The organism is Streptomyces sp. NPDC012935 (assembly GCF_042900345.1).
GTDB lineage: Bacteria > Actinomycetota > Actinomycetes > Streptomycetales > Streptomycetaceae > Streptomyces.
This window is the reverse complement of sequence record NZ_JBIBBC010000002.1, coordinates 565,138-587,572: the sequence shown is the minus strand read 5'-3', so window position 1 is coordinate 587,572 and position 22,435 is coordinate 565,138. Positions and strand designations below refer to the sequence as shown.

The 22,435-nt window shown below is 70.3% G+C and carries 25 protein-coding genes; 8 read left to right on the top strand and 17 right to left on the bottom strand.

Features of this window, described 5'->3' with window-relative positions; genetic code table 11:
- Nucleotides 1–57: 57 nt before the first annotated feature.
- From ACFY5C_RS08080 to ACFY5C_RS08070, 3 genes are all read right to left on the bottom strand, one after another.
- The gene (locus tag ACFY5C_RS08080; protein WP_389441849.1) at nt 58–663 is read right to left on the bottom strand and encodes a SigE family RNA polymerase sigma factor; all 606 of its coding nucleotides are present in this window, start codon (nt 661–663) and stop codon (nt 58–60) included.
- 522 nt (nt 664–1,185) lie between these two features.
- The gene (locus ACFY5C_RS08075; RefSeq protein WP_389441846.1) at nt 1,186–2,238 is read right to left on the bottom strand and encodes an aspartate-semialdehyde dehydrogenase; all 1,053 of its coding nucleotides are present in this window, start codon (nt 2,236–2,238) and stop codon (nt 1,186–1,188) included.
- Nucleotides 2,235–3,512 (bottom strand): aspartate kinase, encoded by a 1,278-nt coding sequence (locus ACFY5C_RS08070; RefSeq protein WP_328880259.1) that lies wholly within the window; start codon nt 3,510–3,512, stop codon nt 2,235–2,237. The genes ACFY5C_RS08075 and ACFY5C_RS08070 overlap by 4 nt, the downstream gene beginning before the upstream one ends.
- 279 nt (nt 3,513–3,791) lie before the next feature.
- Here ACFY5C_RS08070 and ACFY5C_RS08065 point away from each other — a divergent pair, with 279 nt between their 5' ends.
- The 4 genes from ACFY5C_RS08065 to ACFY5C_RS08050 all read left to right on the top strand — a co-directional run bounded on the left by ACFY5C_RS08065 (nt 3,792) and on the right by ACFY5C_RS08050 (nt 7,927).
- Complete coding sequence (locus ACFY5C_RS08065) at nt 3,792–4,583, top strand: tRNA-dependent cyclodipeptide synthase (RefSeq protein WP_389441844.1); 792 nt, start codon at nt 3,792–3,794, stop codon at nt 4,581–4,583.
- Entirely contained in the window at nt 4,573–5,766 is a 1,194-nt protein-coding gene (locus tag ACFY5C_RS08060; protein ID WP_389441842.1) for a cytochrome P450, read from the top strand. Before ACFY5C_RS08065 ends, ACFY5C_RS08060 begins: the two co-directional genes overlap by 11 nt.
- Nucleotides 5,767–5,846: 80 nt before the next feature.
- Nucleotides 5,847–6,554, top strand: coding sequence for a response regulator transcription factor (locus tag ACFY5C_RS08055; RefSeq protein ID WP_389441840.1), 708 nt, complete (start codon nt 5,847–5,849; stop codon nt 6,552–6,554).
- A complete protein-coding gene (locus tag ACFY5C_RS08050; protein WP_389441838.1) occupies nt 6,551–7,927 on the top strand; it encodes a sensor histidine kinase in 1,377 nt (458 codons plus the stop codon). The genes ACFY5C_RS08055 and ACFY5C_RS08050 overlap by 4 nt, the downstream gene beginning before the upstream one ends.
- Here the strand turns inward: ACFY5C_RS08050 and ACFY5C_RS08045 are convergent.
- From ACFY5C_RS08045 to ACFY5C_RS08025, 5 genes are all read right to left on the bottom strand, one after another.
- Complete coding sequence (locus ACFY5C_RS08045; protein WP_389441837.1) at nt 7,893–8,396, bottom strand: SgcJ/EcaC family oxidoreductase; 504 nt, start codon at nt 8,394–8,396, stop codon at nt 7,893–7,895. The genes ACFY5C_RS08050 and ACFY5C_RS08045 overlap by 35 nt on opposite strands.
- Nucleotides 8,397–8,515: 119 nt before the next feature.
- The gene (locus ACFY5C_RS08040) at nt 8,516–8,665 is read right to left on the bottom strand and encodes a hypothetical protein (protein WP_389441834.1); all 150 of its coding nucleotides are present in this window, start codon (nt 8,663–8,665) and stop codon (nt 8,516–8,518) included.
- Between the two features lie 91 nt (nt 8,666–8,756).
- Nucleotides 8,757–9,416 (bottom strand): DUF5063 domain-containing protein, encoded by a 660-nt coding sequence (locus ACFY5C_RS08035; RefSeq protein ID WP_383234209.1) that lies wholly within the window; start codon nt 9,414–9,416, stop codon nt 8,757–8,759.
- Complete coding sequence (gene recR / locus ACFY5C_RS08030) at nt 9,409–10,008, bottom strand: recombination mediator RecR (RefSeq protein ID WP_274241543.1); 600 nt, start codon at nt 10,006–10,008, stop codon at nt 9,409–9,411. The genes ACFY5C_RS08035 and recR overlap by 8 nt, the downstream gene beginning before the upstream one ends.
- 100 nt (nt 10,009–10,108) lie before the next feature.
- Entirely contained in the window at nt 10,109–10,453 is a 345-nt protein-coding gene (locus tag ACFY5C_RS08025; protein WP_389441831.1) for a YbaB/EbfC family nucleoid-associated protein, read from the bottom strand.
- Between the two features lie 332 nt (nt 10,454–10,785).
- Between ACFY5C_RS08025 and ACFY5C_RS08020 the strand changes: the two genes are divergently transcribed.
- Nucleotides 10,786–11,538, top strand: a complete 753-nt coding sequence (locus tag ACFY5C_RS08020) for an SLATT domain-containing protein (protein WP_389441829.1) — start codon at nt 10,786–10,788, stop codon at nt 11,536–11,538.
- A gap of 58 nt (nt 11,539–11,596) precedes the next feature.
- Here the strand turns inward: ACFY5C_RS08020 and ACFY5C_RS08015 are convergent, their stop codons facing one another.
- From ACFY5C_RS08015 to ACFY5C_RS08000, 4 genes are all read right to left on the bottom strand, one after another.
- Complete coding sequence (locus tag ACFY5C_RS08015; RefSeq protein ID WP_389441827.1) at nt 11,597–13,150, bottom strand: PstS family phosphate ABC transporter substrate-binding protein; 1,554 nt, start codon at nt 13,148–13,150, stop codon at nt 11,597–11,599.
- 162 nt (nt 13,151–13,312) lie between these two features.
- Nucleotides 13,313–15,286, bottom strand: a complete 1,974-nt coding sequence (locus tag ACFY5C_RS08010) for a protein kinase (RefSeq protein ID WP_389441825.1) — start codon at nt 15,284–15,286, stop codon at nt 13,313–13,315.
- Between the two features lie 89 nt (nt 15,287–15,375).
- Complete coding sequence (locus tag ACFY5C_RS08005; RefSeq protein ID WP_389441823.1) at nt 15,376–15,834, bottom strand: MarR family winged helix-turn-helix transcriptional regulator; 459 nt, start codon at nt 15,832–15,834, stop codon at nt 15,376–15,378.
- Nucleotides 15,831–16,433, bottom strand: coding sequence for a type 1 glutamine amidotransferase family protein (locus ACFY5C_RS08000; protein ID WP_389441821.1), 603 nt, complete (start codon nt 16,431–16,433; stop codon nt 15,831–15,833). Before ACFY5C_RS08000 ends, ACFY5C_RS08005 begins: the two co-directional genes overlap by 4 nt.
- 196 nt (nt 16,434–16,629) lie before the next feature.
- On the opposite strand from ACFY5C_RS08000, the gene ACFY5C_RS07995 reads away from it, so the two are divergent.
- From ACFY5C_RS07995 to ACFY5C_RS07985, 3 genes are all read left to right on the top strand, one after another.
- Nucleotides 16,630–17,985 (top strand): aspartate aminotransferase family protein, encoded by a 1,356-nt coding sequence (locus tag ACFY5C_RS07995; protein WP_389441819.1) that lies wholly within the window; start codon nt 16,630–16,632, stop codon nt 17,983–17,985.
- A gap of 338 nt (nt 17,986–18,323) precedes the next feature.
- Complete coding sequence (locus ACFY5C_RS07990; RefSeq protein WP_389441816.1) at nt 18,324–19,031, top strand: GntR family transcriptional regulator; 708 nt, start codon at nt 18,324–18,326, stop codon at nt 19,029–19,031.
- A gap of 307 nt (nt 19,032–19,338) precedes the next feature.
- Nucleotides 19,339–19,989, top strand: a complete 651-nt coding sequence (locus ACFY5C_RS07985) for a hypothetical protein (protein WP_389441813.1) — start codon at nt 19,339–19,341, stop codon at nt 19,987–19,989.
- Between the two features lie 11 nt (nt 19,990–20,000).
- Here ACFY5C_RS07985 and ACFY5C_RS07980 read toward each other — a convergent pair whose 3' ends face one another.
- From ACFY5C_RS07980 to ACFY5C_RS07960, 5 genes are all read right to left on the bottom strand, one after another.
- Nucleotides 20,001–20,291 carry a DUF3303 family protein gene (locus ACFY5C_RS07980; protein WP_389441810.1) on the bottom strand — a complete coding sequence of 97 codons (291 nt, stop codon included), beginning with the start codon at nt 20,289–20,291 and terminating at the stop codon, nt 20,001–20,003.
- A gap of 127 nt (nt 20,292–20,418) precedes the next feature.
- Nucleotides 20,419–20,832 (bottom strand): hypothetical protein, encoded by a 414-nt coding sequence (locus tag ACFY5C_RS07975; protein WP_389441808.1) that lies wholly within the window; start codon nt 20,830–20,832, stop codon nt 20,419–20,421.
- Nucleotides 20,829–21,092 (bottom strand): hypothetical protein, encoded by a 264-nt coding sequence (locus ACFY5C_RS07970; RefSeq protein WP_389441805.1) that lies wholly within the window; start codon nt 21,090–21,092, stop codon nt 20,829–20,831. Before ACFY5C_RS07970 ends, ACFY5C_RS07975 begins: the two co-directional genes overlap by 4 nt.
- A gap of 28 nt (nt 21,093–21,120) precedes the next feature.
- Entirely contained in the window at nt 21,121–21,720 is a 600-nt protein-coding gene (locus ACFY5C_RS07965) for a hypothetical protein (protein WP_389441803.1), read from the bottom strand.
- Between the two features lie 228 nt (nt 21,721–21,948).
- Nucleotides 21,949–22,344, bottom strand: coding sequence for a hypothetical protein (locus ACFY5C_RS07960; protein WP_389441800.1), 396 nt, complete (start codon nt 22,342–22,344; stop codon nt 21,949–21,951).
- Between the last annotated feature and the right edge of the window lie 91 nt (nt 22,345–22,435).

Here is a 22,435-nt window from a genome sequence, read left to right as displayed (position 1 = left end):
TCGGCTGTTGCTTGTCCGGCCACCCTGCCGGGTCGAGCCGGCCGTCATGGTCCTCGCTCATGCCGGCGCCTCCATCGCGACCCGCAGCGCCGCGATGCCGCGCGAGCCGTACGCCTTCACCGAGCCCAGCGAGATGCCGAGTGTCTCGGCGACCTGGGCCTCGGTCATGTCCGCGAAGTAGCGCAGGACCAGCACCTCGCGCTGGCGGCGCTGCAGACCCTTCATCGCCTTGATGAGGGAGTCGCGTTCGAGCTGGTCGTACGCCCCCTCCTCCGCGCTCGCCATGTCGGGCATCGGCTTGGACAGCAGCTTCAGGCCGAGTATGCGGCGGCGCAGGGCGGAGCGTGAGAGGTTCACGACGGTCTGGCGCAGATACGCCAGCGTCTTCTCCGGGTCCCGCACCCGCTTGCGCGCGGAGTGGACGCGGATGAACGCCTCCTGGACGACGTCCTCGCAGGAGGCGGTGTCGTCGAGGAGGAGCGCCGCGAGCCCCAGCAGCGAGCGGTAGTGCGCCCGGTAGGTCTCGGTGAGGTGGTCGACGGTCGTACCGGCCGCCGCGCTGTTCTCGGCGAGATCGGCGCCGTCGCGCTGACTGGGGATGCGGGTGGGCCGCGCTGCGGGCATGGGCGCGATCACCGGCATGCCGCCGGGCGTGCCGGGCATGCGGGGTCGGACGGGACGGCGGGGCGGCCGTAGGGCCGTACCGCGGGTCGCCGTGCTGAAATCGAGAACCTCTGCCACGCCAGTTGGACACGCGTCCCCCCGCGAGGGTTGTACGTGCCGGACGTCACTTTTGCGTCAGTCCCCTCGCGGGGCCCTCCGCCCACGGCAGCCGAGCCTCCGGACACCGCAGCCGACCGTCTCGTGCCAGGCAGCACAACTGACCGTGCGTCAAACGCCCACATGCCTACCCGCTCTTCCCTTATGTCTATATTTGAGCGGGCGTCCCCACGCCTGCTCATTTGGCGTCCCCACGCCAGAAAAAACGCGCCTCCACGCCCCATAAGGGCGACCGCAAAGACGCTCCCCGCCCTGCAAGCGGTTGCAAGAGCGGGGAGGAAAATCTTCAGCTGCCGCCGGGGCCCGGTTCAAGTGGTCCGGACCATCGATCAGCTCACACTTTTCACACAGATCCTACAAACGAATCGGCCCAGGCCCAGGAGTTTTCCGGTGGCACCCGGCACCTCACGAAAACTCCGCCGCCACGAGCTCCGCGATCTGCGCGGTGTTGAGGGCCGCGCCCTTGCGCAGATTGTCTCCGCACACGAAGAGTTCGAGCGCCGTCGGATCGTCGAGCGCGCGCCGCACCCGGCCGACCCAGGTCGGATCCGTGCCGACCACATCGGCGGGCGTCGGGAACTCGCCGGCGTCCGGGTCGTCGTACAGCACGACCCCCGGTGCCGTCGCCAGGATCTCGCGCGCCTTGGCGACCGTGACCTCGCCCTCGAAGCGGGCGTGCAGGGTCAGCGAGTGCCCGGTCAGCACCGGCACCCGCACACAGGTCACCGCGACCGGCAGCTGCGGCAGCCCGAGGATCTTGCGGGACTCGTCCCGCACCTTCATCTCCTCCGACGACCAGCCGCCCTCGCGCAGCGACCCGGCCCATGGCACGACGTTCAGCGCGACCGGCTCCGGGAACGGCCCGGTGTTGTCGCCGACCGCCCGCCGTACGTCGCCCGGGGCGGTCCCCAGCTCCGTACCCGCGACCAGGGACAGCTGCTGCCGGAGCGTCTCCACACCGGCGCGCCCGGCCCCGCTCACCGCCTGGTACGAGGACACCACCAAGGAGCGCAGCCCGAACTCGGCATGCAGCGCGCCCAGCGCCACGATCATGGAGAGGGTCGTGCAGTTGGGGTTGGCGACGATCCCGCGCGGCCGCATCCGGACCGCGTGCGGATTGACCTCGGGGACGACGAGGGGCACCTCCCGGTCCATGCGGAAGGCGCCCGAGTTGTCCACCACCACCGCGCCCTTGGCGGCGGCGACCGGCGCCCATCGGGCGGCCACCTCGTCGGGGACGTCGAACATCGCGACGTCGACCCCGGCGAAGGCCTCCTCGGTGAGCGCCACCACCTCGACCTCCTCGCCGCGCACGGCCAGCTTGCGGCCGGCCGAGCGCGGCGAGGCGATCAGACGGATCTCACCCCAGATGTCCGCACGCTGGGACAGGATCTGGAGCATGACCGAGCCCACGGCCCCGGTCGCTCCCACGACCGCGAGCGTCGGTCGTCGGGTCATCGCCCGGTGCCTCCGTACACGACAGCCTCGTCGCTGTCGGAGTCGAGCCCGAAGGCGGAGTGCACGGCGCGCACGGCCTCGTTGACGTCGTCGGCGCGGGTGACCACCGAGATGCGGATCTCGGAGGTGGAGATCAGCTCGATGTTCACACCGGCGTCGGACAGCGCCTTGAAGAAGTCGGCCGTGACACCGGGGTTGGTCTTCATACCGGCGCCGACGAGGGAGATCTTGCCGATCTGGTCGTCGTAGCGCAGCGAGTCGAAGCCGATGCCGTGCTTGTTCTTCTCCAGGGCGTCGATGGCCTTGCGGCCCTCGGCCTTGGGGAGCGTGAAGGAGATGTCCGTCAGTCCCGTGGACGCGGCGGACACGTTCTGCACGATCATGTCGATGTTGATCTCGGCGTCGGAGATCGTCCGGAAGATCGCGGCGGCCTCGCCCGGCTTGTCCGGCACACCGACGACCGTGACCTTGGCCTCGGAGGTGTCGTGCGCGACACCGGAGATGATGGCCTGCTCCACCTGCTTGTCCCCTTGCTCGATCGGCTCGCTGCTGACCCATGTGCCCTGAAGTCCACTGAAGCTGGACCGGACGTGGATCGGGATGTTGTACCGGCGGGCGTACTCCACGCAACGGTGGAGCAGCACCTTCGAGCCGGACGCAGCCAGCTCCAGCATGTCCTCGAAGGAGATCCAGTCGATCTTCTTCGCCTTCTTGACCACGCGCGGGTCGGCGGTGAACACGCCGTCGACGTCGGTGTAGATCTCACACACCTCGGCGTCGAGCGCGGCGGCCAGCGCGACCGCGGTCGTGTCCGACCCGCCACGCCCCAGCGTGGTGATGTCCTTCTTGTCCTGGCTCACGCCCTGGAAACCGGCGACGATGGCGATGTTGCCCTCGTCCACCGAGGTGCGGATCCGGCCCGGCGTCACATCGATGATCCGGGCTTTGTTGTGGACCGAGTCGGTGATGACACCTGCCTGGCTGCCGGTGAACGACTGGGCCGAGTGGCCCAGGTTTTTGATCGCCATGGCCAGCAGGGCCATGGAGATCCGCTCTCCCGCGGTCAGCAGCATGTCGAGCTCGCGCCCGGCAGGGATCGGGGATACCTGCTCGGCGAGATCGATCAGCTCGTCCGTCGTGTCGCCCATCGCGGAAACCACGGCGACCACCTGGTGGCCGTTCTTCTTGGCTTCCACGATCCGCTTGGCGACGCGCTTGATGCCCTCGGCATCGGCTACGGAGGAGCCTCCGTACTTCTGCACGACAAGGCCCACGTGCGCTCCTCGCTCAGTCCGTGTGTGTCGGCTCAGTTTACCGAGCGTCCGAAAACGACCTTGGGGTTCCCAGATGGTGAGATTCGGACGCTCCGGGATGGTGTCTGCCCGGCCGCGGGCAGGGCACTCCGGAAAGTGGGGCAGGTCACTACCGGCGGGGGTACCGGCGTCAAGAGGGCATTGACGCTCTGAGTAGTCAAACGCTAACTTCGCGTCGTCGTCGCCACACCAGGAGCACACGGCTCCATCGGGACTTGCGACGCGAAGGACCCTCCTCCTTTGACGACTGCGACCGCTTCAGAGATCCAGCACGTCACTCGAGCCGCATCGGCGCCCGCACCGGACCACCCGGACACGGATTCCCCGACCGGCCTTTTCAAGATCGAACCCTTCACACCCCACTGCGAAGTCATCCGCACCGCCGGTGACCACGCCGTCATCGGCGTCTCGCCCGGCAACAGCTACTTCTCCGCCGCCCGCGTCCACGACCTGGCCCGCTGGGGCCTCGCGCTCTTCGAGCGGGTGGACTTCGTCTACACCGACCTGTACGTGGCCGAGATGTACGTCGCGTCCGGCTATCCACCCGAGGACGCCCGCCGCAAGGCCGTGAAGAACCTGCGCGGGGTGCGGGCCAAGGTCCTGGGCGCCGTCCAGGCCGTCGACCCCGGCGGCACCCGCCTGTATGCCCACGCCATGTCCGACTTCCGCGGCAACGCGGCGTACCGGGAGATCCACGACCGGCTCCAGGCCCGCCTCGCCACCGACGACGAGTTCCGCACGACCTGCGAGAAGCTCATCGACACCTTCCTGGCCGGCAAGGCGGGACGCGCGAGCGACGCACAGCGCGAGGTCTGCCTGGCCTACGTCTGCGCCGAGGCCCCCCTCTTCCTGGACACCCCGGCCATCCTCGGCGTCCCCTCCTCCCTCAACTGCTACCACCAGCTCCTGCCGATGGCCGAGCTGCTCTACTCCCGCGGCGCCGGCCTGCGCGCCTCCCGCAACCAGGGGCACGCCATCGTGACGCCCGCCGAGGGAACCGACCCGGAGGAGACCGGCACCGATGTCCGCTGAAACACTCACCGCGATCGACTTCCCGTTCTCCTGGCGAGGCGACCAACTCCCCGCCGAGGTAGAGGAGTTGCGCACCGGCACGCCCGTGCGGCGGGTCCGCACCATCGCCGGCGACGAGGCCTGGCTCGTGTCGTCGTACGACCTGTGCAGGCAGGTCCTCGAGGACCCGCGGTTCAGCCTGAAGGACACCTCCGCGCCCGGCGTGCCCCGCCAGTACGCGCTGACGATCCCGCCCGACGTCGTCAACAACATGGGGAACATCACCGGGGCCGGGCTGCGCAAGGCCGTACTGAAGGCGCTCAACCCGAAGAGCCCCGGCCTCGCCGAGTGGTTGCGGTCCTACGCCGCCGAGCTCGTCGACGGGCTGGTGCGCGAGGGCGCCCCGGCGGACCTGCGCGGCGGCTTCGCCGACCCGTACTCCGCGGGCATGCACTGCCGCATCCTCGGCATCCCGCAGCAGGACGCGCCCCGCCTGATGCGCAGTCTGGACATCGCGTTCATGAACTCGGCCTGCCCGGTCGCGGGTGCCCGGCTCAACTGGGACCGGGACATCGCGTACATGACCGAGCGGCTCGACGACCCGGCCACGACGGGTCTGATGGCCGAGCTCGCCGCCCTGCGCGCGGACCCCGAGTACGGCCACCTCACCGACGAGATGCTCGCGACGGTCGGAGTGACGATGTTCGGCGCCGGCGTCATCTCCACGGCGGGCTTCCTGACCATGGCGCTGGTGTCGCTGATCCAGCACCCTGACCTCCAGGCCGAGCTGATCGCGCACCCCGACAGGATCCCCGCGGCCGTGGACGAGCTCCTGCGCATCAACCTGTCCATCGGTGACGGTCTGCCGAGGCTCGCGACCGAGGACGTACAGCTGGGAGATGTGGAGGTGAAGGCGGGCGAGCTGGTCCTCGTCCTCGTCGAGGGCGCGAACTTCGACCCGGCCGCGTTCCCCGACCCGTACACCGTCGACCTCACCCGCGAGAACAGCACCGCCCACCTCTCGTTCGGCGGCGGCCGCCACTACTGCCCCGCCACGGCACTCGGCCGCAGGCACGCCGAGATCGCCCTGGAGACCCTGCTGGAGCGGATGCCGGACCTGCGCCTCGCGGTGCCCGTCGAGCAGCTGGTGTGGCGGACCGGCTTCATGAAGCGGATTCCGGAGCGGCTGCCGATCATGTGGTAGCAGCGGTTTTGCCCGCATATCGCCTGTTCAGGGGCCCGGCGGCCGGACGTCTTTAAAGTTCAACCACTATGGTTCGCCCTGTGCGCGTACTTCTGGTGGAAGACGACGAGCCGGTCGCCGAGTCGCTCCGGCGAGGACTTTTGCGGTACGGCTTCGAGGTGGCCTGGGTCACCACGGGCAGCGCGGCCCTGAGGCACGACTCCCCCTACGACGTCGTACTCCTCGATCTCGGCCTGCCCGACACCGACGGACTCGACGTCTGCAAGGCCCTGCGTGAGCGCGGCGACGTCCCGATCATCGTGATCAGCGCGCGCAGCGACGAGACGGACCGGGTGGTCGGGCTGGAGCTCGGCGCGGACGACTACGTGTCCAAGCCGTTCGGGGTCCGTGAGGTCATCGCGCGGATAAGGGCGGTGATGCGCCGCGCGCAGCCCCGTACCGCCGCCGAGGCCGGTCCCGACCACTACGGGCCCCGCCTGACCGTCGACCGCAAGGCCGGCCGGGTCCGCCTGGACGGCTCGGAGGTGGCCCTGGCGCCCAAGGAGTACGACCTGCTGGCCTTCCTCACCGAGGAGCCCGGGGCGCTGATGTCGCGCGAGCAGATCATGGAGGCGGTCTGGGACGCGAACTGGTTCGGCCCGACGAAGACGCTGGACGTGCATGTGGCGGCGCTGCGGCGGAAGCTGACGGGGGCGATCACGATCGAGGCGGTACGGGGGGTCGGGTTCCGGCTGGAGATCGTCAAGGGTGACGGGGCCGGGAGCGGCGGGGGCGACGGCACGTCATGATCCGTCAGCTCGTCCGCAGTTACGTCCTGCTCGTCGCGGTCGCCATCGCGCTGTTCACCGTGCCGGTGGCGTTCACGCTCACCGACCAGCTCCGCGACGACACCAGGGCGTCCGTCCTGCGCGAGGCCAACGCGATGGCCCTGCTGCTGGGCAACGACGAGAGCGCCGCATGCGAGGCGCTGGAGGAGATGGCCAACGCCTACGAGGACGAGATCCAGGCGACCGCCACGCCCAGCTGCGCTGCCGACCTGCCGCGGCCCGCGGCGGACGAGGCGCTGACGAAAGCTCTGCGATCGGGCGAGTCCTCGGTCGACTGGGGCTCCGACTTCATCTGGGGTGACCACCTGGTCGTCACCGTCCCCGCGCACGAGGGCGCCACGGCCGGCGGCAACGACAAGGGCCCGGTCGTCGGCGCCGTACGCATTCAGTACTCGACCGGCGAGATGACCAGCCGCCTGTGGCAGATCTGGGGCTTTCGCGCGATCCTCGCCGTGCTCGTGCTGGGCGTGGCCGCCGTGATCGGCGTCGTGGTGGCCCGCCGCCTCACCCGCCCCCTGCGCCAACTCAACGACATGGCAAGCAAGTTCAGCGACGGCGATCTCACGGCCCGCTCGCCCGTCACCGGCCCGCAGGAGACACAGACGCTGGCCCGCACCCTCAACCAGGGCGCGGAACGCCTCGACACCCTGATCGCCTCGCAGCGCATCTTCGTCGCGGACGCCTCGCATCAACTCAGGACCCCTCTCACGGCGTTGCGGCTGTCGCTGGACAACATCGCGGACGGTGTGGACGACGAGTTCGTCAAGGAGGACGTGGAGCAGGCGACCGCGGAGGTCGTCCGGATGAGCCGCCTGGTGAACGGCCTGCTGGTCCTGGCGCGGGCGGAGGCGAAGGTCACCGCGGCGGAGCCGCTTGCCCTGCGGGACATCGTGCGGGAGAGGCTGGCGGTGTGGAGGCCGGCCGCCGACGAGCGCGGAGTCACCATCGCGCTCAGGGGGAGTGCCGACGGCCGGCTGCTCGTGCTGACCAGCCCCGGCCACATGGAACAGGTGCTGGACAACGTGCTCTCGAACGCCTTGGAGGTGTCACCGGACGGCGGCACGATCACGGTCCGCCTGGAGCCGCGGGGCGACGAGGTGGTGCTGTCGGTGGACGACGAGGGCCCCGGCATGTCGGACACCGACAAGTCCCGCGCCTCCGACCGCTTCTGGCGCGGCAAGGGCCTGACCGGGCGCGCCGGCTCGGGGCTCGGCCTCGCCGTCGTCAAGCAGCTGGTGACCGACGACGGCGGGACGGTGGCCCTGGACGACGCTCCCGGAGGCGGGCTGTCCGTGCGGATCAGCCTTCGGGCATCTTCGAGGAGTGGTGGTTGACGATGAGCCACTCACCGCCGCGCTTCTCGTACGCGTATGTGTAGCGGGCCTTGACGACGCTCTTCTCGCCGGTCTCGGGGTCGGTGAGCGTGAACTGGTAGGTGCCGGCGTCGATCACGGAGTTGTTGTCGAGGACGTTGATGTGCGTCTCGATCTTCTTGCCTACGGGCTTGTTGGCGAGGAAGTGCTCGAAGTAGTCGACTATCGCGGCATGGTCGGCGCGGACCTGGTTGGACACGGTGGGCAGCAGGACCGCGTCGCTTGCATACAGGTCCGCGACCTTCTCCGGGTCGCCGGTCTGCAGCGTCCTGTTCCACTGGTCGAACAGGCCGGCCACCTGATTCTTGCTGGGCTTGCCTGCACCCCATCCGGGTCCGGCGACCGCGGCACCGGCGGCTACGGTGCCGACGGCGAGAACCGCGGTGGTGGTGACAATGGCTACGCGCTTGCTGAGGGAACGACGAGTCATCGCATCTCCAGGATCTGGTGGAAGTGACTCCACATTCACCTGGCGCCGGTTAGGGCCCGTGCAGCGGACGTACAGGCCCGGGACAACACGTCTCCAATTCACGCCGCGCGCTTGCCCGATCACACAGCGGCAGCCTTCCTACGACCGCGCCCGCGGGCCAACTCGGCCCCGGCGCCGAGCGATACGACGCCCATGCCGACGGCGGTCAGGAAGCCCTGCGTGCCGTCCACGACGAAGGGGGCGGCCGCGGCGACCCCGAGGTCAGCCACGAGGCAGTGCGCTCCCGAAGGGAAGGTGTAGCGGGCTACACTCGTCCTTGAACCCGCTCACGCCCCGAAGAGCGTCACGCTCGCCTGGCGCCTACTTCGCCGGGCGCAGCCCCAGCGGCTCCACGATCTCCTGCTCCATCACCTTGCCGGCCTCGAACTCCAGGGTCTCGTCGCCCATGCCCTGGTCGGTGTCCAGGCCGTCCAGCTCCGCCAGCGGCTGGTCCAGGCGGACGTGGGCGAGGACCGAGTGCAGGGCGCGCAGGGTCGCCGACGCCGTCGAGCCCCAGTTGGAGAAGTAGGAGAACTGCCACCACCACAGGGCCTCGGTGGTGCGGCCGGCGCGGTAGTGGGCCATGCCGTGCCGCAGGTCGGTGATGACGTCGGCCAGGTCGTCGGAGATCCGGGCCGGAACCGGGGCACTGCGGGGCTCGTAGGGGTCGAAGACCTCCGAGTAGACGTCCACCGGATCCAGCAGGCGGGCCAGGTTCTCGCGGAGTTCGTCGACGTCCGGCTCCGGTCCCAGGTCGGGCTCGTAGCGCTCCTCGGGGAGGATGTCCTCGTGGGCGCCCAGACGGCCGCCGGCCAGGAGGAGTTGGGAGACCTCCAGGAGGAGGAAGGGCACGGTCGAGCCCGGCTCGTCGCCCTTCGCGACCTCCGTGACGGCGACCAGGAAGCTCTCGATCTGGTCCGAGATCTGGACCGCGAAGTCGTCCGGGTTCTGCTCGGTCGCGTGCAGCGTGGCGTCAGACATCTAGGAGTCGTCTCCCCTCGAAGGCGCGGCCGAGGGTGACCTCGTCCGCGTATTCCAGGTCGCCACCCACCGGGAGGCCGCTGGCCAGGCGGGTGACCTTCAGGCCCATGGGCTTGATCATGCGGGCGAGGTACGTGGCCGTGGCCTCGCCTTCCAGATTGGGGTCCGTGGCCAGGATCAGCTCCGTGACCGTCCCGTCGGCCAACCTCGCGAGAAGTTCTCGTATACGCAGGTCGTCCGGGCCGACACCCTCGATCGGACTGATCGCGCCGCCGAGGACGTGGTAGCGGCCGCGGAACTCGCGGGTCCGCTCGATCGCCACGACGTCCTTCGGCTCCTCGACCACGCAGATCACCGCCGGGTCGCGGCGCGTGTCCCGGCAGATGTTGCACAGTTCTTCCTGCGCGATGTTCCCGCACGTCGCACAGAAGCGGACCTTCGCCTTGACCTCCATAAGGGCCTGCGCGAGGCGCCGTACGTCCGTCGGTTCCGCCTGCAGGATGTGGAAGGCGATCCGCTGCGCGCTCTTGGGACCGACGCCGGGCAATCGCCCCAGCTCGTCGATGAGGTCCTGGACCACGCCTTCGTACAACGGACTGCCGTCCCTTCCTGGGTCCTGCGGTTCCTTACGATACGTACGGTAGTTGGCCCCGGGCCGTCTTAGAAAGACAAGCCCGGGAACACCCGCGGCGTCAGAAGGGCAGGCCGGGGATGCCGCTGCCGCCGCCCAGGCCCTGGGCCAGCGGGCCCAGCTTCTGCTGCTGGAGCGCCTGCGCGTTCTCGTTGGCCGCCTGTACGGCCGCGATGACCAGGTCGGCGAGGGTCTCGGTGTCCTCCGGGTCCACCGCCTTCGGGTCGATCCGGAGCGCCCTGAGTTCGCCGGAGCCCGTCACGGTGGCCTTCACCAGGCCGCCGCCCGCCTGGCCCTCGACCTCCGTCTGAGCCAGTTCCTCCTGCGCCCTCGCCAGGTCCTGCTGCATCTTCTGGGCCTGCTGGAGCAGCTGCTGCATGTTGGGCTGGCCACCACCGGGGATCACGATCAGCTCCTTGCGTCCGTACGCGTGTCTGCGCGGGCGTCCGTACGGGTTCGCGTGTACGGGCTCCCGTGCGGCTTTCCCGTTCAGCACGAGCCTACGTGCTCCGGGCAGCCGTCGCCCCGGCACTCTTTCGAGTGAGAGGAACTGGAGTCCTATACCTGATCAAGACCCCCTTCCAGGCGGAAAAGAGGCGAAAGGCATCTCTTCGCCACCCATTGGGCGGTAGGAAGGGTCCGGCGCGTCAGCCTCAGGTGTTGTGACGTTCCGTGCGCCGCGGTGGTCGTCCCGGGTCGTACGTGAGGTCACGCACCGTGATCAGTAGGGAGTGCCGGGTGGTTCAGCCGGAGATGCAGCCCGACAGGTCGCCACAGGACGGGCGGGGCGGCGAAGGGGCGGCCGGACTGCGGCCGGGCGATCTGACGGGTCGGGCCTTTCCGCTCGGGGACTGGGGAGAGCCGGCGGTACGGCTGGACGAGCTGTACCGGTGGGTGGAGCGGGGGGCGCTGAACACGGCCGCGTGGTATCTCGCGGATCGGGTGTGGAAGCGGCGGGGGGCTCGTGCGTTGCGGGGCGGGGCGGCGTTCGGGGCGGTCGTGGGGGCCGCGTTGCCGTTGCTGGATCTGACGGGGGCGGCGAGCGGGACGGCTCCCTGGGGGTATCTGGCGCTGCTGCTGGCGGTGGCGTGCCTCGCGGCCGACCGGTTCTTCGGGTTGACGTCCGGGTGGATAAGGGACGTCGCCACGGCCCAGGCGGTGCAGCGGCGGCTTCAGGCCCTGCAGTTCGACTGGGCGACGGAGAGTGTGCGGGAGGTTCTGGGGCCGGCCGAGGGGACGGCGAGTGAGGCCGCCGAGCGGTGCCTGGGGGTGCTGCGGCGGTTCTGCGAGGACCTGACGGAGCTGGTCCGTGCGGAGACGGCCGACTGGATGGTGGAGTTCCGCACGGGATCCGCGCCCCTGGGCATCCAGTCCGCGCTGGGCGGGGGCACGCGCCACGACCCGGGCACGGCCCTGGGCCGCTTCCCCGCCTCCCCGGCGAACGGCACCCGCCCCAACATGCCCCGCCAACGCCCCCCGGAGATCCGGTGACGGTTCCCGCGCCGAGCAGCACCGCGGCGCCGCAGGCAATCCGCCCGTCCGCCGGAGGTCACTCGCAAAGGCTCATCGCCTGCCGGCACGGCACATGCCCCTTGTCCCGGATCGCCTGCCGGCTCGTCTCCTCGTCGAGGTAGGCGAGGAAGCTGGCGGCGAGGGTTCCGTTGCGTGGGGTGCCGTAGGTGTAGGCGTACTCCACGTCGCGATACGGATAGGTGCTGCCGTTGGTCTCGATCTCGTCGATGTCGGCCTGCTCGCCGTCCAGCGGCACCCTGGCCACGCCGTCCTTCTCGGCGGACTTGGCGAGGGTGAGCTCGCTGTAGCCGATGGCGCCGCGTGCTGCCGCCACCTTCTTCAGCACATCGCCGGTGGAGGCGAGTTCACAGCGCACGACGACAGACGCGTTCTCCCGGCAGTCCAGAGAGGTACTCGGCGCACTCTCCCACTGCCCGTCCAGCACCCGCTCCTGGAAGATCTGCCGGGTCCCGGAGTTGTCCCCCCGGCTGACGAGGACGATGGGCAGGTCGGCGAGGGCGCGGTACTTCGTCTCCCGCTCCGCCTCGGACATCAGCTGTCCCCAGCGTGTGTACGTCCCCGCGTACAGTTCCCGCACCTGCCGCACCGACAACCCCGCCGCCGCGAACGCGTTCCCTTGGTTGGCGACCAGCGTGTAGGCCGACAGCGCGATCTTCTTCCCCCGCAGCCCCAGCCGCTCCCCCGACGGCCCGTCCGAGAAGGCGATCACCGAACGCGCGCTGTCCTTCGACCGACCCGCCAGCGCGTCGAGTTCGACGACACCGAGCTCGCTGCCGCGCGCCTCGACCGTGATGTCGGCGCCCTGGCACTTACCCTCGTAGTCCTTCGCGAGCGTCTCGATCACCGGCGCGAACGCGGTGGAGCCCGTCACCGTCAGCCCACCCCGCTCGCACTCGATCGGATTGCCGTCCCGGAAGACGACGATGCCGGCGAGCACCAGCACCGACACCGTGAGCAGGGCGGTGAACACCCGCGCCGGAAGGCTGAAGACGTTCTCCTTCTCGTCCGGGGTGGCACTGCGGTTGGGGTGCACCTCGCCTTCCCGGATCCCGCCGTACAGCCGTATCTCGCGCCCCACGTCGCCGCCGGAGAGCAGCACCAGCAGCTTGAAGTAGTCGCCGCGGTTGAGCGGCACCCGCGGGATGCGCAGCCGGTTCCCCTCGTACCCGAAGCCGCGGTCGGCGCTGAAGTGGTCCATGATGTGGTCGATGTCGGTCGGCTGTGTGACCGAGACACCGCGAATGGTGCGGTCGGTGAACACCGCGGTCAGCCCGTGCCGTTCGGGGCTCGTGTAGTCGTCGCGGTCGATGCTCTGCGAGCCGTCGTTCTCGATGCGCAGCAGGACCAGCGTGGCGTCGACCATGCCCGGCGCCTCGTCGAACAGGCCCAGACGCCGGTTCTCCCGGCCCGAGCGCACGTCGTCGCCGATCGCGTTGTCCATCTGGACGCGATAGCCGATCCGCTTGCGGCCCGGCACCCGGCGCTCGTACCAGACCATGACACCGGACGCGACGACGCCGATGGCCGCCGTCCCGATGGCCACGACGTTCTCGGCGTTCAGCCACTCCATGTGGGTGCCCCCGCTACTCCCCGGAGCCGGATGGTGGGGTCACCGTACGCGCGCACAGGGGAACGTACGACCGACTCCTGAGGAAGTTCGCGGTTTGTTCAACCACCCCACAGGAAAAGGGCGTTCACCGGAATCCCGGCACTCCTCGCGCCGCTGCTCCCGCTACTGCTTCCGGTACGTCAGTTTCTCCCCGCTGCTCGTGTTCACCCGCTCCAGTCCGCCGTCCGGCAGCAGCGTGATCCGGGTGGCGCCGCCCGGCGAACAGGAGGTGGCGGGCTCGCCGGCCGTCACGGTGGACGGGCCCATCGCCAACGGGCCGTTCCCGACCGGCGCTTGCGTCAGGTCAGCCTCGAACTCGCAGTGGTAGGTGCCGGTTCCGGCGGGGCCGTCGGCGACGAGGGAGAGAACCGTGTCGCCCACCTCGCCCTGCCGGATGGTCAGCCGGCGGGTGTTCGCGCCGCCCGCGTTGTCGATCGAGGCCGTCCAGGTGCCCAGGTACCCGGCCGGGATCACGCCGTCACCCGGCGCCGAGGTGGTCGGGCTCGGGGACGGGGTGGGGGCGTCGGTCGGGTCGCCGCCCCCGGAGCCGGTCGTGTCGGTCGTGACGGTCGGGGAAACGGTCGGATCACCGCCGGCCCCGTCCCCGCCGCCGCTCATCAGGCCGTACACCGAACCGCCGGCGGCGAGCGCGACGACCAGGGCGATGAGGACGAGGGCCACTGTGGAACGACCGCTGCGGCGGGGCTCCTCGGGTGGAGCGCCGGGGATGTACGGCAGGGGAACGTCGTACGGCGGGGTGGGCCCGTACGACGGGCCGTGACCGTGCGGCGGGTTCGGGCCGTACGAGGGTGTGGCGCCGTACGAGGGGGCCGAGCCGTAGGGCGAGTGCGGGCCGGGCTCCGGGTAGCCGTACGCCGGCTGCTGCGGGTGTTGCTGCGGAGAGCCGTAGGCCGGGTGGGCAGGGGTACCGCCAGGGGCGGCGGCGTCTCCGAAGGCGGAGCCGGGCGGGGCGCCCGGCTCCGGCGGCGGGCCGACCCGGGTCGCGGCCGCGGTCGGGAGCTGGTCCGGCGGCGTCGCGCCGGTGGCAGGGGCGTGCTCGGGCGAGGCCGCGGGGGTCGGCTCCCCGGAGCCCACCCCCGCCGGACCCGGACGCGCAGGGCCTTCCGGGTCTTCGGGCCGCGCAGCTCCCTCCACCGCCCCCGGCCCCGGCCCCACCGGATCCTCCGTGTCCAGCAGCCGCACCGCATGCCGCCCCAGCTGCGCCACCAGCGCACTCGGCAGCCACGGGTCCCGGGACCGCCCCCCGGAGACGGTGTCCTCGGCCCCCGTGCGCTCCAGGATCCGGTCCAGCGTCGGCCGGGCGCCGGGGTCCTTGCGCAGGCAGTCCCGCACCAGCTCGGCGATCCCCTCGGGCACCCCCTCCAGGTCGGGTTCCTCCTGGGCGATGCGGAACATCAGGGCGTGCGCGCCGCTGTCGACGGAGCCGAAGGGCAGCCTGCCGGTCGCGGCGTACGAGAGCACCGAGCCCAGGCAGAACACGTCGCACGCCGGCGTGATCCGGTCCCCGCGCACCTGCTCGGGCGCCATGAACCCCGGCGACCCGACGAGCGCGCCGGTGCGGGTGAGCCCGCTCTCGCCGCCCACCGTCTCCAGTGCCCGCGCGATGCCGAAGTCGATGACGCGGGGCCCGTCGATGGTGACCAGCACATTGGACGGTTTCAGATCCCGGTGCACTATCCCCGCGGCGTGGATGTCCTTGAGCGCATGCGCCAGCCCGGCCGTCAGGATCCGCACCGAACGCTCGGGCAGGGCCCCGTGGTCGCGCCCGACGACGCGCTGCAGGCTGGGCCCGGCGACATACCCGGTGGCGACCCAGGGCACCTCGGCCTCGGTGTCCGCGTCCAGCACCGGCGCGGTCCAGAACCCGCCGACCTGCCGCGCGGCCTGCACCTCCTGGCGGAACCGGGCCCGGAACTCCTCCTGGGCGGCCAGCTCCCGCCGGACGAGTTTCACGGCGACGGTACGGCCGCGGTCGGAGCGGGCCAGATACACGTCCCCCATGCCGCCCGCCCCCAGCCGCGCCAGCAGCCGATAAGCCCCGATCCGCTGCGGATCACCCGACCCCAGCTTCTCCATCGCTCGCCCCCAACCCCACCCACGCAAGCCCCCGCCTACGCGACGGCCCCACGATAGTGCGGCATACCGGGAGGTGAGCGGGGCGGCGTCTACGGTTCGGTAACAGCAGCCTCGATCCCGTCGAGGACCTTCGACAACCGTTCCAGAACCCGTACGGCCTCGGCGAGCTCCGCGTCCCCGAAGGCGTCGGCCAGCCGGTCCGCGAGGGCCGCGTGCCCGGGGTTGATCCCGGAGATCGCCGCGCGCCCCTCGTCGGTCGGCGCGAGGAGCTTCGCCCGGCGGTGCGCGGGGTTCGGCCGGTACTCGGCGAGCCCCTTGTCCACCAGCAGATCGGCGATGCGCTGCACGCTCTGCCGGGTGATGCCCATGGCGCGGGCGACGCCGGCGACGGGCAGGGGTTCGCCGAGCACCGCGCCCAGCACCTGCCACCAGGCCGCCGTCAGCCCGGCCGGCCGGGCCAGTTCCTCGGCGACCGCGAGGAACTGGCCGTTGAGCTTGAAGACACCGAGCGCGCTGCGGCTCAGCAGATCCTGGCGTTCCCGGCTCACAGAACTCCGGCCTTCTCGAGTACGGCGTACGCCTCCGCGTCGGAGTCGTGGAACAGGCGGTACCAGGCGTCGACGGCCTCGTCGTCGTACACCTTCAGCAGCCGCAGGATCTCCCGGGCGAAGGCGACGGGCTCGGTCGGGCCGGCGGTGACGAGCCCGCCGTCGGTGACGGCGTCGGCCTCGACGTACCGCTCGCCGCCGCCGTAGCCGGTCGCGGCCAGGTAGAAGGAGATCGCGCTGGTGTGGTCCCGGTCGTCGAGCAGCCCCTCACGCGCCATGCCGGCCGTCGCGCCGCAGATCGCCGCGACGGGCACACCGGCGTCAAGGAACTCCCGGGCCCTGCGGGCGAACGGGGCGAGCTCGTCGCCCGTGTCCCAGAGGTCGGCGCCCGGCAGGATCAGCAGGGCCGCGCCGGACGGCCGTACGTCGGCCAGGGCCAGGTCGGGCTGGATGCGCAGGCCGCCGACCGTCGTGACGGGCTCGCGGGTCGGGCCGACCGTACGGATCTCGTAGCCGGCGCGGGCGAGCTGCGCGGTGGCGTGGCCCGGCTCCCAGTCGGCCAGGGTGTTGTAGACGGCGAGGTACACGGGCTTGCTCATGGCTCCTCCTGGAGACCTCGAAGTTGACAACATCCTGTCATTTAGACAGCTTACTGTCAATGCTGGCTGTCATGCTCTCTGCCCACGCGGGGTGATGCTCGGCGGCGTGGGCGTCGACAACCTGTCGCGGAAACCCACCGACCGCAGACAGGACGCCGATACCGCGCCCGAAGGGCCCACCCGTACGCTCGGCCGCATGACCCCTCAGCCAAATCCCGAGGTCGGCGCCGCCGTGAAGGCCGCGGACCGTGCGCATGTCTTTCACTCCTGGTCCGCTCAGGAACTCATCGACCCGCTCGCCGTCGCCGGTGCGGAGGGGTCGTACTTCTGGGACTACGACGGCAAGCGCTACCTCGACTTCACCAGCGGGCTCGTCTACACGAACATCGGCTACCAGCACCCGAAGGTCGTCGCCGCGATACAGGAGCAGGCCGCACACCTGACCACCTTCGCGCCCGCCTTCGCCGTCGAGTCCCGGTCCGAGGCGGCGCGGCTGATCGCCGAGCGGACGCCGGGCGACCTGGACAAGATCTTCTTCACCAACGGCGGCGCGGACGCCGTGGAGCACGCCGTGCGGATGGCCCGGCTGCACACCGGGCGGCCGAAGGTGATGTCGGCGTACCGGTCGTACCACGGCGGTACGCAGCAGGCCGTGAACATCACCGGCGACCCGCGCCGCTGGGCCTCCGACAGCGCCACGGCCGGGGTCGTGCGCTTCTGGGCGCCCTTCCTCTACCGCTCCCGCTTCTACGCCGAGACCGAGGAGCAGGAGTGCGCGCGGGCGCTGGAGCACCTGGAGGCGACGATCGCCTTCGAGGGCCCGTCGACCATCGCCGCGATCATCCTGGAGACGGTTCCCGGTACGGCGGGGATCATGATTCCGCCGGCCGGCTACCTGGCGGGCGTCCGCGAGATCTGCGACAAGTACGGGATCGTCTTCATCCTGGACGAGGTCATGGCGGGGTTCGGGCGGACCGGTGAGTGGTTCGCGGCGGACCTGTTCGACGTCATCCCCGACCTGATGACCTTCGCCAAGGGCGTGAACTCCGGGTACGTGCCGCTGGGCGGCGTCGCCATCTCCGGGGCCATCGCGGAGACCTTCGCGAAGCGGCCCTACCCGGGCGGTCTGACGTACTCCGGGCACCCGCTGGCCTGCGCGGCCGCCGTCGCGACGATCAACGTCATGGCCGAGGAGGGAGTCGTCGAGAACGCCGCCCGGCTCGGCTCCGAAGTCGTCGGACCCGCACTGCGTGAGCTGGCCGGACGTCACCCTTCCGTCGGCGAGGTCCGCGGCGTCGGCATGTTCTGGGCGCTCGAACTGGTCAAGAACCGGGAGACCCGCGAGCCTCTCGTGCCCTACAACGCGGCGGGCGAGGCCAACGCCCCCATGGCAGCGTTCGGCTCCGCCGCGAAGGCCGGGGGCATCTGGCCGTTCGTGAACATGAACCGCACCCACGTTGTGCCGCCGTGCAACGTGACCGAGGCGGAACTGAAGGAGGGCCTCGCAGCGCTGGACGCTGCGCTGGCTGTGGCGGACGGGTACGTGGAGTAGGCGTCCAGGGGGTTCGCCCACCCGCCCACCCGTCTCGGTCGGCCAGGAGGCTGGACTCGAAAAACCCCTGGGGGCTCCGCCCTCAGTCCCCCACCCTCACCTTTCGGCGCCGGTCCAGGCATTTCAGCCCGTCCGGCGTTTGAGGACGAGGCCCGTTCAGGGCCGACAGCGGGGGTCTGGGGGCGGCAGCCCCCAGGGACGGGACGGGCAAGGGCGGCGGGGGCGAAAAAGTCCGGCCGTCACGGGAATCTCACCCGGAAGCCGAACGCGTAAGGTGGCGTGCTCGTAGACATACATGCGCACGCCACCTCATCGCGACGACGGGAGACGCCCTCACCATGCCCGGCACCGGCACCGGCGGCAACGGCTCCGTGACGCGGAGCACCCTGCGACAGCAGATCGCGGACGCGCTGCGCGACGAGGTACTGTCCGGGCGGCTGCAGGCAGGCCGGGAGTTCACCGTCAAGGAGATCGCCGAACAGTACGGCGTCTCCGCGACCCCGGTCCGTGAGGCACTCGTCGACCTCTCGGCGCAGGGCCTCCTGGAGGCCGACCAGCACCGCGGCTTCCGCGTGCACGAGTACTCCGTCGAGGACTACCGCGGCATCATCGAGGCCCGCGGCCTGGTCACCGACGGCATGTTCCAGGTCCTGGCCACCGAACGGGCAGGCCACCGTGACCCCGACGACCCGCGCGTCATCGCCGCCGCCGTCGGAGTACGCCGCCGCGCCGAGGAGGCGCAGCGCGCCGCCACCGCCGGCGACCTCACCGTGCTCATCGGCTACGACCTGCGCTTCTGGCGCGAACTCGGCGCCCTCTTCGGGAACCCCTACCTCTCCGACTTCCTGCACCGGCTGCGCCTGCAGTCCTGGGTCTGCGCGGTCCAGCATCTGCGCCGCCTCGACGACCTGCGCGGCCACCTGTGGTCCCGGCACACCGAACTGGTCGACGCCCTGATGCGCCGCGACCTGCCCACGGCACGCTCGATCGTCGCCGACCACGACGCGAACGCCCTCGCCCTGATCGAGCGACTGGCGGCCGGATGACCTGGTGGGCGGGCGTACTGGTGCCGGCCCCGCGGCCGAACGACGGTGCGCTGCGTGGGACCGTGGAGAAGCTGGTGGGCGGTCCGGGGAGGTGGGTGGACGGAGTGTGGGTATGGGACCTGCACGAGCGGGGACTTGCATGAGGAACCCCCGAAAGAGCCGACGAAGAGCCGCTGAAGAGCCCCACGAAGACCGGCATGAGGGGGTCCGCCCCGGACCCGCACCGATTACCCTTCCCTGACCACCGTGCTACCCACTGTGCTACGCCTTTGCCACGCCGTGTGACCGCTGTGTGAGGAGCCCTCTTTTGGCCTGTGACCTGTGGCTGGTACCGCTCGTCGACGTGTTGTGCCACACCCCCGACAACCCGTTCGCCGAAGAACTCGCGCAATACAACAAGGTGCTGGCCGAGGCGGCGCTGCCGCCGGTGCCGGTGTACCAGTACATGCCGGGCCTGTCCGGCGACGTCGCCCCGGTCGCCGGCTTCGACTACGACGCCCTGCACTTCCTGCGCCGCGCGTATCTGCTCCAGGTCTGCGGCCTGCCGGTGACCCCGGTCGACGACCTGGGCGGCGACTACGAACAGCTCCTGGAGATGTTCGAGACGACGGCCCAGCAGTCGCACCTGGTCTGGCACTACGACCACGCGGGCGCCTACGTCCCCGTGGACTTCCCGAACCCGCTCGCCAACGACGAGCTCCTGGCGGGCGGCGGCCCCCTGGGCTCCGCCCAGGCGCTCCTGCGCGAGCTGGAGTTGGTGGCCCAGGTCATCGGCATCGACCCCGCCAACCCCCCGGCGGCACCCCAACCCCCGCTCTCCCCGACCTCCTTGGAGGAGCCGGCGGTCGCCGCCCCCTACGACCCGAGCCCCTTCGCCCGCGAACGGCACGTGTGGCTGGGACTGCACGCGGCGGCCACGCGGAGTCTGGCGCAGGGGTCGATGATCGTCTTCAGCTGACCGCTGACGGCCTACTTCAGCTGGGAGAGCCCCTTCTGCAGGTCATCGAGGTTCATCACAGGCGTGTAGTCCACCTTGGCGCCGAACTTCTCGAAGAGCGGCTCGGTGAGCGACGGCAGCTGGGAGCTGTCCTGCATGTCGAAGACGATGAACATCGAGCGGACCCCGCCGTCGGGGCCGAAGTAGGCTGCCTCCGGCTTGAACGCCGCCATGATCTCCTGCATGACCTGGGACATCTTGCCGCTGCGGATGACTTCGTTCGCCTTCTCCGTGTCCACGTGGGCCTGAAGCAGTACGCGCATGACACTCACCTTCTCCTGATCGGCGTCGTACGGCCTCACGTTATGGGCGGTATGCACGCTTCGCCCGCTCGCTGCGCCATTGGAGTACGAGGAGGGGAGGGCACCTGGCGGGCGCCCTCCCCTGTAGTCATCGCTGGTGCGGCAACCTGATGGTCCGTACGAGGGGCATGTCCTTGTACAGGTCGGGTTCGACGGTCAGCACCTGACGCCCGTCCGGCCAGTCCGGCGTCGGCCGGGACAGATGGATCGCGTGACCGAGCCGCCACTCCACCCCGTCACGCAACAGCGCGCCCACGGTCGACGCCCCGGAGAAGTCCAACTCGACGATCTCCATAGCGGGCAGCGCTCCGACGTGCTCGGCGAGCCCCTTACGCATGCCGTCGGCGGCGGCCAGGCACAGTGCGGGTACGTACACGTGCCGAGTGGGCCCGTGCTCGGTGTTAGCGACGAACTGAGAAGCCAGCGAGTTCCCCGAACCGAGCGCCAGCAGGGCCGACTCATCGAAGACGACGCCGGTCGATCCGGCCCTCGTCGCGCTCACAGGCTGTCCACCGGCCGGCCGGCCTCAAGGTCCTGCCAGACCTTCTCCACCCTGTCGTGGTCCTCGTCCGTGAGCGTCGCGCCGAAGTGCGTCTCGCAGTACGCCTTGGTCGCCTCGTACCGCTTCTGCAGTTCCTCCTTGGTCGGCGTGGCCCCCGCCAGCTCGGCGATCAGGTCACGCATGGTCATCCCGCGCTCGCGGGCGAGAACCATGAGGCGGTCACGGACAGCGGGGTCGACCTTGACGGTGGTGTCAGCCATGACCGCAGTATACCCCCGGTATACCACGTCAGGCCGTTCCAATACGGCGGTCATCGAGCACGCTCCATTTCTCTCGAAGGAATCGCCAGGCGGACCTTCCCCGCCCGCGGAAATCAATCTCAACGGCCGTTACATGCCGGGCCGTTGGCGCCTCAGGCCGACGCAGCCGACCCCCGATGTGCTCGTACGCCGAACCCACCAACCGGGGCCCGTTCCAGGTCACCGCCGCCCGCACCTGGTCACTGCTGGCACCCCTCCGCCACCATTCCTCCACCAGCGGCGCCAGCCGCAGGGCCTCGGCGCGGTCCAGAGTGAGGCGCCGGTCGTAGTCCCCGAACGAGAGGAGCAGGCGCGCGGCTGCAGCCCGGCGACGCGGAACTTTTTCGGTTTCACCCGTTCGTGGCGCGGCTTCGTACGGAGCGTCGAACACCTCGTAAACGACGGAGAGTTGGGCCGATGTGCCACCCCCGAACTCCTCTCGCACCATCCGCCGCAGATACCGCCGTTCCTCCAGCTCACGCAGGGCGGCAGCGATCCGCCCCCGCCCCTCGCAGCGCGGGACGGCGAGCGCGCGAAGGGTGACGCGGGTGTGGTTCGGGAGGGCCAGCAAGTACGTCAGTACGCTCACCGCGCACCAGGAAATGCTCCGGTCGCGGAGAAGAGCGGCAGACAGGCCTGAAAAGACGCGCGCAGGCGTCGTACGATGAGAACGCATCCGGAGGTGTTGCTCCTGGGTGTCGAGCCCCCGGGTGTTGGCGCACCGCGGGGGCATTTCGTTGCTGCCGTGACTCTAAGGCCACGCAGAGCGACGATTGCAAGTCGAAACCACCTTTTCCCAGGCGGAAGTTCGCGTTCTTCACTCCTGCGAGTGAAGGGCGGTGCACAGCAGACGCGTGTGCACGAATCGGTCGGGGGTCGTCGGGCGGTAGCGCCAACTCAAGGGCCAGGTCAGGCCGTTGAGGGCGGGCACCGGGATGTACGCGACATGGTCCGGGCCGGCAGTGAAACGGGTGACTCCGTCGGGCCAGGCGCGATGGGACGTACTGCCGACGGGCACGAGGAAGTAGACCCCGCGCCGCCCCGTCGCCGACTCGACGATCGGCCCCGGATCACCGCCGGTCATGCGGGCGAGCCGGTCGGCGACCTCCCGGCCCTCCTCGCCGTCGACTCTGATCGCGTCGAACTGGACGCCTGCCTTGCGAAGTTGAACGCCGGTCGGCGGGACCCAGGTCAGGTCACTTTGCGTATTCACGGGGTCAGTTTGCGGGTGCGGAGCTAGCTTGATCCATGACTCTGCGTCGCTGGTTGAACACGGTTGATGAGCGGCGCTCGTGAGTTGTGAC

Bases quoted from the DNA above. Each gene is read 5' to 3' on its own strand.
- ACFY5C_RS08010 (WP_389441825.1), bottom strand. From the start codon at position 15,286: ATGGAGAAGCTGGGGTCGGGTGATCCGCAGCGGATCGGGGCTTATCGG.
- ACFY5C_RS07980 (WP_389441810.1), bottom strand. From the start codon at position 20,291: ATGCGCGTACTGCTTCAGGCCCACGTGGACACGGAGAAGGCGAACGAA.
- ACFY5C_RS08050 (WP_389441838.1), top strand. From the start codon at position 6,551: ATGATCCGTCAGCTCGTCCGCAGTTACGTCCTGCTCGTCGCGGTCGCC.
- ACFY5C_RS08060 (WP_389441842.1), top strand. From the start codon at position 4,573: ATGTCCGCTGAAACACTCACCGCGATCGACTTCCCGTTCTCCTGGCGA.
- ACFY5C_RS08015 (WP_389441827.1), bottom strand. From the start codon at position 13,150: ATGGAGTGGCTGAACGCCGAGAACGTCGTGGCCATCGGGACGGCGGCC.
- ACFY5C_RS08080 (WP_389441849.1), bottom strand. From the start codon at position 663: ATGCCCGGCACGCCCGGCGGCATGCCGGTGATCGCGCCCATGCCCGCA.
- ACFY5C_RS07970 (WP_389441805.1), bottom strand. From the start codon at position 21,092: ATGGCTGACACCACCGTCAAGGTCGACCCCGCTGTCCGTGACCGCCTC.
- ACFY5C_RS08035 (WP_383234209.1), bottom strand. From the start codon at position 9,416: ATGTCTGACGCCACGCTGCACGCGACCGAGCAGAACCCGGACGACTTC.
- ACFY5C_RS08075 (WP_389441846.1), bottom strand. From the start codon at position 2,238: ATGACCCGACGACCGACGCTCGCGGTCGTGGGAGCGACCGGGGCCGTG.
- ACFY5C_RS07990 (WP_389441816.1), top strand. From the start codon at position 18,324: ATGCCCGGCACCGGCACCGGCGGCAACGGCTCCGTGACGCGGAGCACC.
- ACFY5C_RS08045 (WP_389441837.1), bottom strand. From the start codon at position 8,396: ATGACTCGTCGTTCCCTCAGCAAGCGCGTAGCCATTGTCACCACCACC.
- ACFY5C_RS07995 (WP_389441819.1), top strand. From the start codon at position 16,630: ATGACCCCTCAGCCAAATCCCGAGGTCGGCGCCGCCGTGAAGGCCGCG.
- ACFY5C_RS08000 (WP_389441821.1), bottom strand. From the start codon at position 16,433: ATGAGCAAGCCCGTGTACCTCGCCGTCTACAACACCCTGGCCGACTGG.